Source organism: Melioribacteraceae bacterium, from assembly GCA_019638015.1.
Lineage (GTDB): Bacteria > Bacteroidota > Ignavibacteria > Ignavibacteriales > Melioribacteraceae > JAHBUP01.
In genome coordinates this window covers 680596-695628 of the sequence record JAHBUP010000001.1, presented here as the reverse complement: position 1 = coordinate 695628, position 15033 = coordinate 680596, and the positions used below count along the sequence as shown (strand labels likewise).

Annotated in this window: 11 protein-coding genes and 1 tRNA gene; 6 read left to right on the top strand and 6 right to left on the bottom strand. The window is 34.9% G+C overall.

The window, feature by feature from the left end:
• Positions 1-100 precede the first annotated feature (100 nt).
• The 4 genes from KF816_02830 to KF816_02815 all read left to right on the top strand — a co-directional run bounded on the left by KF816_02830 (position 101) and on the right by KF816_02815 (position 3048).
• Positions 101-370 (top strand): hypothetical protein, encoded by a 270-nt coding sequence (locus KF816_02830; protein ID MBX3006940.1) that lies wholly within the window; start codon positions 101-103, stop codon positions 368-370.
• A complete protein-coding gene (locus tag KF816_02825) occupies positions 367-1443 on the top strand; it encodes a tyrosine-type recombinase/integrase (protein ID MBX3006939.1) in 1077 nt (358 codons plus the stop codon). The genes KF816_02830 and KF816_02825 overlap by 4 nt, the downstream gene beginning before the upstream one ends.
• Before the next feature lie 23 nt (positions 1444-1466).
• Positions 1467-2240: a radical SAM protein gene (locus KF816_02820; GenBank protein ID MBX3006938.1), complete on the top strand. Its 774-nt coding sequence runs from the start codon at positions 1467-1469 to the stop codon at positions 2238-2240.
• A 67-nt stretch (positions 2241-2307) separates the two neighbouring features.
• A complete protein-coding gene (locus KF816_02815; protein ID MBX3006937.1) occupies positions 2308-3048 on the top strand; it encodes a transposase in 741 nt (246 codons plus the stop codon).
• 197 nt (positions 3049-3245) lie between these two features.
• Here KF816_02815 and KF816_02810 read toward each other — a convergent pair.
• Positions 3246-3335, bottom strand: a tRNA-Ser gene (locus KF816_02810).
• Positions 3336-3561: 226 nt separating this feature from the next.
• Between KF816_02810 and KF816_02805 the strand changes: the two genes are divergently transcribed.
• Entirely contained in the window at positions 3562-5385 is a 1824-nt protein-coding gene (locus KF816_02805) for an alpha-glucosidase C-terminal domain-containing protein (protein MBX3006936.1), read from the top strand.
• On the opposite strand, the gene KF816_02800 is transcribed toward KF816_02805, so the two are convergent.
• Genes KF816_02800 through KF816_02780 form a run of 5 tightly spaced genes read right to left on the bottom strand, consistent with a single transcriptional unit; the run spans position 5386 to position 12869 of the window.
• The gene (locus tag KF816_02800) at positions 5386-5544 is read right to left on the bottom strand and encodes a hypothetical protein (protein MBX3006935.1); all 159 of its coding nucleotides are present in this window, start codon (positions 5542-5544) and stop codon (positions 5386-5388) included.
• A 38-nt stretch (positions 5545-5582) separates the two neighbouring features.
• Positions 5583-8150, bottom strand: a complete 2568-nt coding sequence (locus tag KF816_02795) for a cellulase family glycosylhydrolase (GenBank protein MBX3006934.1) — start codon at positions 8148-8150, stop codon at positions 5583-5585.
• A gap of 22 nt (positions 8151-8172) precedes the next feature.
• Positions 8173-9633, bottom strand: a complete 1461-nt coding sequence (locus tag KF816_02790; protein MBX3006933.1) for a glycosyl hydrolase 53 family protein — start codon at positions 9631-9633, stop codon at positions 8173-8175.
• A gap of 24 nt (positions 9634-9657) precedes the next feature.
• Positions 9658-10644 (bottom strand): DUF4249 family protein, encoded by a 987-nt coding sequence (locus KF816_02785; protein ID MBX3006932.1) that lies wholly within the window; start codon positions 10642-10644, stop codon positions 9658-9660.
• A complete protein-coding gene (locus KF816_02780; protein ID MBX3006931.1) occupies positions 10641-12869 on the bottom strand; it encodes a carboxypeptidase-like regulatory domain-containing protein in 2229 nt (742 codons plus the stop codon). Before KF816_02780 ends, KF816_02785 begins: the two co-directional genes overlap by 4 nt.
• Positions 12870-13067: 198 nt before the next feature.
• Between KF816_02780 and KF816_02775 the strand changes: the two genes are divergently transcribed.
• The gene (locus KF816_02775) at positions 13068-14963 is read left to right on the top strand and encodes a hypothetical protein (GenBank protein ID MBX3006930.1); all 1896 of its coding nucleotides are present in this window, start codon (positions 13068-13070) and stop codon (positions 14961-14963) included.
• Positions 14964-15033: the final 70 nt, after the last annotated feature.

Genomic DNA, 15033 nt, shown 5'->3' with positions numbered 1-15033 from the left:
AAAGCTCTCAAAATATCTTCATGTAAGTTGAATAATAATTCATTGAGACATTCGATTAACATAAAGGTAGATGCTTATTAATTCTTTTTTGGATAGCCTAATGGCTAAAAAAGTAGTACTCCCAACTAATACTGGGAGCCCTCCGAACGACACATATGTAAACTGCTCAAAGTTCATCGACATGCTTCAAAAGCAATTCCCTGGTAAGATTAATTTTTCAATATCAGAAGTTTCCCAAATACTAAATCTGAGTTATGATTTTGTAAGAGAGAATGTTTTGAAAAATAAAATCAAGGGAATTAAGTATGGCGATCGACACATGATCACAATCTTTGAACTTGGGCGCATTTTGGATAAAGGTATAGAATGAGTACGATACGAAAACTAACAAATGGTAATTATCAAGTTGATGTTACCAATTATGAAGGTAAGCGGCTCAGATTGACTTTCTCTAAGAAATCTGATGCTCTAGCTTTATGCTCAACAATTGAAAAGGAGAAAATCGATTTCAAACTAGTACACCATGGAGTACGACGTGCGAAAATCAAAATAGCCAATTCAATTGAAGAGATAATCTTAGAGAAAAAGTCATTAGCTCCAAAGTCGTATGTGAAATACAAGAATGTTTATGAGACATTCCATGAATTCACAAAATCCAAGGGGTTAATTTATATTAATGATATAACTAGTATTCATGCCGAAGAGTTCAGAAAAATTCTGACGAGTAGTAACATCTCACCAAAGACAATTAATTTCTATTTAACAGCTGCAAAGTCTCTGTTTCATAGTTATGTCTTGAAAGATGTGCTGGCAAAAAATCCATTCGCGCCTGTGAAGAACGAAAAAGTTAGGCGGAAAACTCTTCTCGAACGAGAAGATGATTATTTCAATAATACGGAAATAGCCAATTTTTTCACACAGTCAATGGATCAGAAATACCGTCAGGCCTTCCTTGGACTCTTCTTAACAGGCATGAGAATCAGTGAGCTCATTAATATTACCTGGGAACGTATCGACTGGACTAACAAAATAATCCAGGTTCGAAGTAACGCCGGATTTACTACAAAAACTCATTCTTCTGAGCGAGACATACCGATGAGTGATCTATTGTTTCAGACTATTCAATTGTTAAAAAAGAATAGCTCTTCATCTTATGTCTTTACTTCCCCTTCAAATGGAAAACTTTCTGAAAGAACACTTCTTTCCATTTGTAAGCAGATATCTGAAGAAGCCGGTATTACAAAAAACGCTACTCTTCATAAATGGAGACACAGCTTTAATTCCCATTTAGCACAATGCGGTGTTGATTATTCATCGCGGCAATATCTGATGGGTCATAAACCTCAATCTATGACCGATCATTATACTAAGATCAACCCTTCGACTCTTCACAGTGAAGTTTCGAAACTAGATCTATTAATTCCAGAGCCTACTTCATTGTAGGCTCTTTTTAATCAGGAAATATTATGTCAAATAATACAGTTGGAACTTATGAGTGGGCTAAAAAGACACTCAATTTCCAAATTGGCTGTGAAAACGGTTGTTTATACTGTTATGCAAGAGAAATGGCAACAAGATATGGATGGATTAATTCTTCTCAGTGGACAATGCCCAGAGCTCGGGAAGAAGTACTAACCAAAAACATTCGAGATTTTGGCGAAGTTGTTATGTTCCCTTCATCTCATGACATTACTCCGAATAACATTGAACAATCAATTCTGTTCCTCGGCAAAATTCTTAAGGCTGGCAACAAAGTATTAGTTGTTAGCAAACCTAGTTATGAATGTATTAAAAGAATCTGCAAAGAGTTTGATCGCTACAAAGATCAAATTTTATTCAGATTCACAATTGGTTCATCTTCCGATGAAGTATTGAAATTCTGGGAACCATATGCTCCTTCTTTTAATGAACGATTAAAGTCATTGAAGTTGGCACATAAACTCGGATTCCAAACTAGTGTCAGCTGCGAACCAATGCTTGATAATCATATAGAACGAGTAATTAAAAAAGTTGATCCTTTTGTTACGGAAACAATCTGGATAGGAAAAGTTAACAGATTACTTGGTACTACAGGCAGAGGTCGATTGGAATTCAATGGTGTGTTAAATAAAAAAACACGCCAGAGGGCAGAAGAGCTTAATGAATGGCAGAGCAATCACAATATCGTTAAACTTTACAATCGCTTAAAGAATAATCCAAAAATAAAATGGAAGGCTAGTATAAAACATGTATTAAAGTAGATTAACAATCATCAATGTCGCCACTTACTCAAACGGTGGCGGCATTTTTTGTTTTAAAGGAGAACGAATGAACTTAATTGAATTATCAAAATATCTGCAAGATGAACAAGCTGCCGAAGACTATTTATATGAGAAGGAAATACTAAAAAGATTTACAGTATGTCCTCACTGTGGATCGAATAAACTTGGACATATCAGCAGAGGAAGAATTAAGTGTTATAAGTGTAAAAAGGAATGGCATAAGCGAAAAGGAAGTTTTTTAGAAGGCAAAAAAATTTCTGCTGGAATCTTAATTAGCATTTTGAAAATGTTCTCTAGTGGATATTCTGCGAATCATATCTCCAAAGAATTGTCCTTAGATTATAAAACAGCAAATGAAATTTGCGAAAAAATACGGCAGATAATTCTTAAAAATCATTTCGTCAACATAAACTTTCTCAAAGAAGAATATTTCCTTTTTCAAGTTAACAATTCAGATGATACTGATGTTTTGATTTGTGAAACTATTCCTATTCAGGACAAGAAATTTCTTTCATATGCATACGGAAAACTTATTCTCAAGCGAACGAAAACTTACGATGATCTATTAACATTTAGTTTCAATTTTACATGGATTAGCAAGCCTAGTAAAAGGAAAATATATCAGGTTGATCGATTCTTAAGTTATTTAAGTCAACGTCTACATACTTATCGTGGAGTGAACTACGACAAATTCATCTCATACTTGTGTGAAAACTTAATACGGTTCAACATCGGAGAAGAAGCGTTTTTTCTTAAGATATTTAATGAAATCCTGAAGGGTGGTTAATTTCGGTAACCTTTAGAGCATGGGTGGTTAATAACCCCTAATGCAGTGAAAGTTTTAAAAACTGCTGATAAACTTGTGCCTATTTATTGCCAAGTACACATCTTTTTAGGCCATTTAGGCAGTATAAGCAGACCCCTTATAAAATAAAAAACCTCGAAAACATCGTTTAATCGCTATTATCGAGGTTTTATTTTTACTGGCGGAGAGTCAGGGATTCGAACCCCGGATAGACTTGCGCCTATAACGGTTTTCAAGACCGCCGCATTCAACCACTCTGCCAACTCTCCAGTATTTTATTTTTTTACTTCCTAACGGTTTTCAAGACCGCGGCATTTCCCGCGAAGCGTGACAGGCAACCTTTACCCCGCCTTGCGGGGACTCTGCCAACTCTCCAGTATTTTCAAAAAGCGGTTACAAGGATAAGAAAATTTTTCCTATTTCTCCATCCCCAATTTTAATTTTCCCTACCTGCGAAAAGATAAATATATTTGTATGCAAATATCCGAGGTAAATATGAGAAATCTATTAATTTCAATTCTAACACTACTTTTTACAGTTAACACATTCCCTCAAAAATTAAATCAGGTTGAAGCGGTTCCAGATTGGGCTAAATCTGCAATTTGGTATCAGATCTTCCCGGAAAGATTTCATAATGGTGATTTAACGAATGATCCTCAACCAATTGATATGCTTGGAGCCTGGCCCTATATAACTCCCGAAGGTTGGCAAATTCATCCTTGGACTTCTGACTGGTATAAACTTCAACCATGGGAGGAGAAGTTAAATAAAAAATTTTATGAGATAGTAAATATCAGAAGATATGGGGGAGATCTGCAGGGTGTAATGGATAAACTTGATTATTTAAAAGAACTAGGTATCACTGCAATTTATTTAAACCCCATTTTTGAATCCCCTTCCCTTCATAAATATGACGCAACTTTCTTCCATCATATAGATAATAATTTTGGACCCGACCCAGAAGGAGATAGAAAAATTTGGGAGAGTGAAAATCATGCTGATCCATCAACCTGGAAATGGACAAGCGCCGACAAACTATTTCTCAAATTGATTGAAGAAGTTCATAAACGTGATATGAAAATTATTATTGATGGTGTGTTCAATCATACAGGCACACAATTTTGGGCATTTAAAGATATTGTTGCTAATCAACAAAATTCACACTATAAAGATTGGTTCATCATAAAAAAGTTTGATGACCCATCCACCCCCATTAATGAATTTGATTATGCCGGCTGGTATGGAGTTCGTGATCTTCCTGAAATAAAGGAAGATGAGAAGGGACTAGTAACCGGTCCTCGTGAGCATGTTTTTGAAGTAGTAAAAAGATGGATGGATCCAAACGGTGATGGTGATCCATCTGATGGAATTGATGGTTGGCGCCTCGATGTTGCAGAAATGGTTAATCATAATTTCTGGATAGATTTTAGAAAGTTGGTCCGTTCAATTAATCCCGAAGCATATATTGTTGGTGAAGTTTGGTGGGAAGATTGGAACAATTATAAAATGTTTAACGCTTCCCCCTGGTTAAAGGGAGATCAATTTGATGCCGTAATGAATTACCGTTTCACTCGTGCAATTAAAGATTTTGTACTCGCAAATAAAGTTAAAATTGACGCTGGGGCATTTGCCGATACAATTAAAACAACTATGAATCAATACAGAGAAAATTATTTTGTAATGATGAATTTACTTGGAAGTCACGATACCGAACGGCTCGGCTCATTAGCAGTGAATCCCGATGGGAAATATGACCATGCCGGTACAGCGAAGGATAGTAAAGATTTTTTGATAAGAAAACCGAATAAAGAAGAATATAAAAAGATAAAACTTGCCGCTGCGCTTCAATTCACAATGCCCGGTGCGCCTCAAATATATAATGGAGACGAAGCAGGAATGTGGGGTGGTGACGACCCGGATTGTAGAAAACCAATGGTGTGGCAAGAATTTAATTATGAGAATGAAACCATTGACCCGTTTAATAGAGAAAAATCAGTTGATGAGGTTAGCGTAAATTCTGAATTGATGAATTGGTATAAAAAATTAACAGTGATGCGTCAATCCGAGCCGGTACTATCACTCGGCAATATTGAATTTATGAAGTGCTCGAACAAAGATGTACTTGTATTCTCCAGAGAGTATGATGGAAATTCTATTTTCGTATTTGCAAACAGTGGAAAAATGAATTTTGAGATGAAAAGAGAATTTACTGCGGGGAATTATATTGATCTGTTAAGCGGCAAGAAATTTGTCATAAATAAAGAAGGGCTTAAGCTGGACTTAAACCCTTATCAAATAATTATTCTGAAAAAAATATAATCAGAATATTGCGTATATAAATGGAGCTAATGCCGAACCTTTTGTTAGTACAATTAAGCCGCCAAGCAGTATTAGGAAAAAAACAATTGGCATTAGCCACCATTTTTTATTTTTCATAAGAAACGACCATAACTGCACTACTGTTGATAATTTGCTCATATTACTAATCCAGTTTTTTCTGGTTCAAATTTAATAAACTAATTTAGAACTATCGATTCAATTTCAAATCCGGTTTCCAGTTTCTTGCCCGAATCATCACAAATGATTTGAATAAAGTTTAGATTCTTTAAGTCAACTTTTTCATCTTCTTCATTGATTCCATTCCAGTATTTCGGCAAAAATTTTGGATACGAAAAGGGCATAATAAGCGCTTTCCCTTTTGTAAATTTTTCAAGAGGCAATTCAATTTTCTCCCAATCATTTGTGAGCTTTAAGTTATGTGAAAAACTTTTCCCATCTTTAGTTAGCATTACCAATCTAATATTTGCTCCTTCTGGCTTTAGTGCTTTTGCTTTCACATTAATTTTGGAATACTTCCCAGAAATTTTTTCTATCTCCGTCATTAAATTATGAACCGAATGTTGAAGCGCGAACGGGATTTCATTTTTTTCATCATACTTTATATTTAGCGAAATGATTTCTTCCTCACTTTGGTTTCCAATACTATAATTTAAATTATAGCGCATCGTTTTCGAGAAAGGAAGAAGCACGAAATCTTTTTTATCTCTCTTCACACTGAATAATGTAACCGGGGTTCCGCCGGGAATTATTCTTACATTCCATAACTGCGCTGAGCCGAAGTCCCAATCATCGGGGGACTTTTTTATTTTTTCTGGCAAAGTATAGATTCCACTATCCGTTTCAACTAAAACACAATACTCCCAATACCCGGCTTCTAATGTTTTTAATGAATCAACCAGCGAATACTTAAACCCGCTTTTATTTATCAAAGCATATTTAGCAAATCCGCGCCACCCTGATTTTTTCACATACAGATTTGCATTTTTAATTTTGCTTTCACTTGCGATCTCAAACTCAAATTTCACCGGCTCGGAATTTATCATATACCCGTCGCTTTTATTTACTGCATATATTTTGTTCTGTTCTATCGTCGGGGTATATAATTTAGAAAGAAAATCGACTGGTTTTAAGTATTCATTAATTAGTGCTTGTTCAATACTTTTATTTGCTAAAAGATAAATACCGGGTCCAACTAAAAATGAATTATTAGAGGTCTCCATCTTCCTTAGATTCTCCGATAAAGAATAGGCAGTAAAATCATTACCCAATTCAGGAAGAGAGATATTTATTTTCCGGTTATTCCAGAACAACCTGGCTACTTCCCTATCTAAACTTGTTTGCTCAAAAGGATCTCTCAACCATAACACATCAGGATTTACTTCGAGACGCCAGACTCCCTCATTTAATTTATCTAGGAAATATGCTCCTGTACCTTCATACTTAACAATACTTGATGAACCAACGCCGGCAATTTGCTTAATATTTTTGAAATTCTTCGGTAAGCTATTCGTACTATTTGAATATATTAAATATTGATCGTTATTTAACTCACTTAAATTTTCATCATGACTAATCCCAAAATCTCCAAAACCATTGTTAGCCGGAAAATTGCCAAATGATTTTTCTCTCGGTATCAACTCAAATATTTTGGCTGCAATCATCAGTCCAATAGCTTTAGATGGAGTATACAACAAATTCGCGAAATGAGTAGGGTATTCTGTGTTGCTCCATGCTATCTGTGTGGGATCGTAACTAAACATTGTCGCAAACTGCATCCCCGCTTCACGGTAACTGCGTGCCATTGCCGGATACATATAAGTTGAGGCAATATCGGCGGCATCAAACTCATAAATCATTTTTGCTTTTGTATCAAATCCCTTAACATTTTTTGAAGGAATATCATATTTGTTAACATTAAGCAAATAATTTCCGGCTAAAGTTTTATTGTGCACAAGTCCGGTTGGATACCATTGAAAAGTAATCCCTTGAATATCGGCATCAACTACAGCCTGTGCTTGATCATCATTCCAATTTTCGCTGATGTTGTAAAATATTGGTTTAGTGTAGCCGTTGTCTCTAAGTACCTTAACCATTTCATTTACGTATCCGGTTACTTCATCTTTATTTTCGGGATGAAAAGGTTCATTAATAATCTCGAGAGCAATTATTGAAGGTTCATTTTTATACGAATTATTTGTGTAAGGATTTACATGCTCAATAAATTGTGTTAGGTAGTTTCGCTGAGATTTTCTTGCTTCATGATTTGTAACTAATTGAAGTTTTGGGAATAGCTGAGAAAAGCCGGGAGCTTCTTTATCCGGCTCGGGCCAACCTGTTCCCCACCATGCAATTGGTGTTATTATAGTTTTAATGTTCCTCTTTGCTAACTCTGAAATTAAATAATCCAACAAATCAAGATGCTCATTTTTAAGGAGATCCCCTTCTCTGTCAGAAATTTCTCTATCCCATACATGTACACGAAATGCATTAAAACCTAATCTAACCATCTGTGCAATATCGAGATCAATTGCATCTTTATGTGAGATTCCTAACTTTTTATGAGCGCGGTATGAGTAAGCAAATGGGGTTGTGTAGTTTACTCCGAAGAGCGCAACTTCCTCATTCGATCCTTTCCAGCGCATTACTCCTTTATTATCGACATAAACATCAATTTGGCTTTGCGCTTGCCCATAAATTGAAGATGTAATAAATATTGCCAGCAATAACAAATATGATTTTTTCATACTATTAAAATTTTGTTAAGAATTATTTTATATAAACCATTTTACGAACTGTTGAATAATTTCCTACCTGAAGACGATAAAAATAAATACTTGTTGAGAGTGAAGAGCTTGCCCGCCCATGGCGGGTGAAAGTAGAGAGTGATGAGTATGAATCTACATTCTTCATATTAAATTTAACATTGTAAACTCCGGGTTGTTGGATCTCATTAACTAATACCGCGACTTCTCTACCGAGTAGGTCATAAACTTTCAAACTCACATTACTAACTTCCGCTATTTGATATTTAATTGTTGTCTCCGGATTGAATGAATTAGGATAGTTTTGATAAAGAATATATTGGTCAGGCATTGAATGATAATTGTCATTTTCGGTAATACTACTCAGCGCCCCGAATGAGCTGAGTGACTCCAACGCTTCAGCTTCGCCAAATTGGTTGCTAAAACTAAAAGTAGCAACATTCTCCCAATCAGAACCCCTTTTACCTGGAAGAGAAATTAGCGCCGGTTCCCAATAAAAAAATCCAATTCCTTTTTTATTACTGGTCTCCTTAATAATCTCAGAAAGTTTTATGATAAAATCTTTTTGTCCTGCACGAGTTGCAGGATATTCGGGGAGTAATATTGTTGCGGGACCAACAATATTATTTGTATTATCACTTTGATATCCGGTTGTCCAAGGATACGCTGTTTCAACTATAATAATTTCTTTGCTGTATCTGCTTGCAACCGTATTTAAAGTATTTTTCAACTGAGTTAAATTTCCATGCCACCAAGGATAATATGAAAGTCCAATTACATCGTACTCAACATTTTGGGTTCTAATTATATCATAGAAATATGTAACGTTGCCCGTATTTCCATTGAGGATTGGAATATGGATCATTGTTTTAACCACATTAGTTCCAGCAATTTCTTTAACTGCACGAATTCCCTCTTTTAATAATTGACCAAATTTTACTTTTTGTCCTTCAAAATCGGGGACATTATAAAGTTTACCATCAGGCCACAACATGCCACCAGAAATCTCATTTCCTATCTGAACCATATCAGGCAATGAATTTTTTTCATTCAATAATTTCATTACTCTCTTAGTATATTCATAAACGCTGTCTTTCAATTGATCGAAAGAAAGAGAATTCCACATTTTGGGTTTTGTTTGAGAACCCGGATCTGCCCATGTATCGGAATAATGAAAATTAAGAAGAAACTTTAAACCCTTTTCTTTAATTCGTTTTGCAAATAATAAAGTTTGATCTAAACCTGTATATTTATTTGAGGGAGTATGCCAAATTCGCAATCGCACATAATTAGCACCATTCTCCTTAAATATATCAAGTACCTCTTTCAGCTGACCATTTAATTTATATCTGCCTCCTAGATCTTCAATATGCGGGACAGTGGATAAGTCAACTCCCCGAATATATTCCTGAGCTGAAATTGTAACAGTAATTAAAACTAAAATGATTGCGATGCTTTTAATCATTAAATAATATTCCCTCAATTAATTTTATCGTTCTCTTAAATATCCAAAAGTATTTAACAGATATTGATCCTCAAATCTTATTGCAATTTTTGAATGGGCATAAGATCCCATAAATCCCAATCCTCCATCTATGTTTGAGATATGAGCAGGGAGATTTCTAATTGTAAATCCGAAATCATATAACAATCCGGCGGAAAAATATCTTGTTAAATTTTCATCCATCACAAAAACTTCTACTTCCAACGGGGCGATAGAGTATCTTCCCTTTGCACTATTGCCGGAAGAAATTTCGGATAGAATGTTTTTCAAAATTGTGCGGTTAATCTTCAAGTCATTGCGGAAACTGCTTGTGCTATAATTTTTAGAGGTATCATTCCCATTAATAAACCTATTCATTGGTACTTTCTTTTCATATCGGGTTTTAGAACCATCCTGTTCTTTATAGAAATAAACAAGTGTGGCTTTTCCCATTTTAACAAAATCTGTTGATGCGTTATTCCAGGCTACAGAAATGTTGGAAGTATCTCTTCCCACTAATGGTCCGGGTATAAATGGAGTTGTGCCTTCACTTGTAAATACAAATTTTTCCGGGATCTTAGTTTTTGCCTTAATCAATTTACCCCCGGAAAGAAGGGCTTTCATTTCAATCTCTTTTCCATAATGAATCGGTAAGTTTTTCAAATAATAATATCTGGAAGGAGTACCAAACCGTGAATTAAGTTTATTATAATCAACAGTATCTCTATAAAAATATTCGATATTAGAATCAGAATACTTTAAAGATATTTTTGCGCCGGTAACTGAAGGATCTGTTTTTAATTCGAGCGGGTCGAATCCATCAACATCATATACTCTAGTAACTGTCGCGGTTTGAAATGTAGTGTCTGTTCTAATAATTAAATTTACTACGTAATCTTCGGGCAATTCTCCTTTTGGGGAAACATTTTCATCACAGGAAGTAGATAGCAGAGTCGCAGCTAATAATAATGTTAGTATAATTTTCTTTTTCATATTTCAATTTTCAATGTTCCGGTTAGCATAAAAGGAAGCATATTTACTCTTCTTCCGGTGGTTTGTTCAAAATAATAAATATTTTTTCTATTATAGATATTAACCGCGCTTATATCGAGAAGCATTCTAAGTAATCCCAATTCTATTTTCTTTGAAATCATTAAATCAAACCTGTGATAATCGGGGAGCGTTCCGGCGTTCTTCTCCTTGAAATACTGTATTGGCGTTATAGTTTCAAACGGATGATAATTTTCTAAAAATCCACTCATGTTGAATTGATCAAAATACCCGCTCTGCTGTGTAAATGGATTTCCCGAGTGATAACTGAAAGCTCCGCTTACCACAAAATCAAATGGAAGCAAATATGATAGGGATACATTTACATTATGTCTCGAATCATATCTGGGTTTATATTTTATTCCGTTAGCTTCCTTAAATGCCCAGCTTAATGTATAACCTATATTTAACTCGACTAAATTATGCTTGGCGTAAAAAAGAAACTCTGTACCGTAAGATTCACCAATCGATTGAATTAAATCGGGATCACTCGCAATTGTCCGGTTTTCATTTAAAGTTGGAGCTGAATATATTTTTCTATAGTACCCCTCAACATCAATATTAATATTCTGTGTTGGAGATGTAGAGATACCAAATATGTAATGCGCTGATTTAGCCTTTTCTAAATAGCCAGGAATTATTGCAACCGGGTCAAATAATGAAAGAACTTCCCTCTCATCATAAATTGTGGTTAACTCCTGCTGAAAGATTCCGTATGAACTTTTAAGAGTTACACCATCTGCTAATTTATATGTTAAATTTATTCTAGGTTCAACTAGATCCCCTTTTGCCGCAAGGTTTTTCAAATTAGCGCGGATGCCAATATCGGCACCAAAATTTGCGAATCTTAAAAATTTATAATTGATGTATGCGTTTGAGCTTAATCCTTCCGAACCAACATCGGCGCGGAAATCAAATCTGTTTAGAAGAAACATTTTTGCGTTAATCGATTTTACATCGGCACCAATCCCAAATTCATCTTTATTATCTAGCACATACAAAAAATCGGTTGATATTGTAAAATCATACAATTCATTCAACTTTGGCTTAGTGCCGCTCTCTTTCGAAATAATTTCATTTTTATATGAGCTAAAACTAACTCCGAAATCGAGGAAAAAGGGAACACTCCCAACAGTGAAAACTTTTAGTCCAATTAAATTATTCGACCAGCGGTAGTCGGGGCGGTTAGTTTCTTTGTACTTTAATTCATCTCCGCTGAATAAACCTTGCAGAGTAAATTTTGCGCCGGAGAAAAAATCGGGATTTGAAACATTCACTTTGAATGCCGCATCATAAAACTCAACCGGCAGTTCACCATTTAAAAATTTGTTCAATATTTTATTTGATACACTTTTTCTACCGGTGAGATAAAATGATCCGCTTGGAATGGGTCCCTCAATCATTCCTTTAACTGAAAGAAAACTACCGCTTAATTTTCCGCCAAATTGATTTTTATTCCCATCTCGTGTACTAATTTTTAAAATTGAAGAAATAGCCCTACCATTAGATGAAGGAAATCCTCCTCTAAAAAATTCGGCATTGTTAACAATATCGGCATCAACAACGCTAAATAATCCTATAGCGTGAAAAGGGTAATAAAGTGGAATTCCATCGACTAAAACTAAATTTTGATTTGATTCGCCCCCTCTTACATTATATCTCGCCGAAACATCGCCGGTTGATTGCACACCCGGCAGAGAAATTAGGGAGCGAAGCATATCCGTTTCAACACCTTTCGGAATTACTTCTAGTGATTTAGTTGTAATGATTGATTTTCCCAAATCGGGTACATTTTCCTCGGCGGATAAATATTCAACTTTTTCTATTGTCTGTAGTTGAATAGATGACGGAACCAATAAAATTTCTAACTCGGTAATTTTATTAGGTAAAACACTCACACTCATAATCTTAGTTTTATAACCGATATAAGAAACCATCAACGTATAGTTCTGTCCGACGGGCACGGAGGGAATAACAAAATAACCCCGGTTATTAGTTGATGCTCCAACATTAATTTCTTTTATTAACGCATTGCCAAATGGAAGAACTTCTGAATTTATTGAATCTTTAACGACACCCCGAATTGTCCCCTTTTCCTGGGCAATTAATGGAAGAGAAAGACACAAAAATATAATGATGAATTTATAAAACATCTCTAGTTTGAACACTTTTTACTGTGAATTATTGAAGTATTTATTTGCTTAAGCGCTCTTAAAATAAATAATTTATTTGAGAATATAGTAGGGTAAATGAATCCCCATACACATATTCCATTTCCCGTTTCACTCATTTCCAAGTAGGTAAATAGTCAAAAATACTTTACTCTTTTTTGCTATTTTTGATCCGTTTAAAACAATAGGTTAAAAGTGAGTTTATCTAAAAAGCTAATTAAGAGTAGTGATAAAAACCCAGCAGAAAAAACGCCATTCTATTTTTATCTAATACTAATTTTAATTCCACTTCTCTTTTTCATTTTACTTGAGTCCGGTCTGCGATTGTTCAATTATGGTTATAATCTTTCGATGTGGGTGGAAGTCGCCGAGGGCAAGTATATGATGAACTGGGATGTATCTCATAGATATTTTTATACAGTTAAAAGTAATCCAACTTCTATAAAAGATATATTTGATAAAGAAAAAGCTCCAAACGCATTTCGTGTATTTGTCGTAGGTGAAAGTTCCGCGGCCGGTTATCCTTATTTACCGATGGGATCCTTCTCGCGATATATCCGTAAGCGGCTTGAGTTAAATTATCCAGATCTTAAAATCGAAGTAATAAATACTGCCCTCTCAGCAACAAATTCATTTACAATTCGTGATTTTATTCCGGAAATATTAGAACAAAAACCTGATTTAATCTTAATGTATGCAGGGCATAATGAGTATTATGGGGCGCTTGGAGTCGGTTCCCAAGAATCTGTTTTAAGTTCTACCGGTCTGGTAAATTTTCTTTTATATATGAATAAGTTCAAAACTACTCAGCTCATTAGAGATATATTAAAGTTGTTCGTAGAAGTAGTTGCAGATGATAACTCTGATCCGGTTTCGGGTACACTTATGTCCCGTATGGCGGCTGAAAAGGAAATTGAGTTTAATTCGGAGAAATTTAATGCCGGGTTGGAGCAATTTAAAGCTAATATGACTGATATTATTGAGATGGTAAAGGATAAAAATGTACCGATCATTATCTCTACACTCGCAAGTAATTTGAAAGATCAATCACCATTTATATCAATAGAGAGTAAAAAGTCTCCCTCTGCAGATAAAATATTTAATGATGCGAAAGCTGAGTTTGCCGCACAGAATTTTAACCGGGCTGATTCACTATTTAGATACGCAAAGGATTTGGATGGTCTTCGATTTCGGGCACCCGAAAAAATTAACACAATTATTAAAAATATTGCCGGGATTTACTCCATTCCAGTTATTGATACAGATTCCCTTTTTGCATCTATGAGTCAATCTGGAATTGTTGGCGATAACCTTATGACCGATCATCTGCATCCAACACTTGACGGAAACCAAGCTATTGGTAATCTATTTTATGAAATGATGAGAAAGAAATATATTCTACCGAAGAACTCGAAAGAAATAATTCCTATAGAGCACCAACATCAATTGACCAGCCAACAATTTGTATTCTCGACATTCGATTCTGTTGTAGCGGATTACAGAATCCGTCTTCTCAAAAATGATTGGCCATTTATCAATCCAAAACTCAAAAAAAGTTTGTGGGATATCTGCACTCCTAAAAATTTTATTGATACCATAGCGGTAAAGTTTTTATTAGGACAAAAAAGCTGGGACCAGAATATCGAGAGTATTGCCGATGAAAGCTTAAGTAGAGGAAATGTAAAGGGATTGGTTGAACATATGCGGGCATTGATTTATCAATATCCCATAATGATTGATTTGTATGATAAACTGGAAGCAGTTGCACTTGGATTTATTAAAAAAAATGAATTTGATAATGCGGCAGAGGTTTTAAAATTGGAGTATGAACTAAAACCAAATTCCTTTTGCGCTAAATGGCTCGGACAAATTGAGCTTACTAAAGGGAATACATTAGAAGCGATAAATTACCTTGAAGAATCTCTTGTTCATAATTCTGAAGATGAACAAGTTATGTATAATCTTTCGGGAGCATATGCAATAGTGGAGAATTATAAAAAGTCTTACGAGTTAATTACCAAGCTATTAAAAAAAAATCCGAATCACGCCGGAGCTAATAAAGTTATAAATCAACTCCGCCCCCTTATTTAGAAATTCAAACAATTTTTCTCCCCCCTTTTTTATTATTTTTGATTCGGCTAAATAAAGGGATGGAATTGTT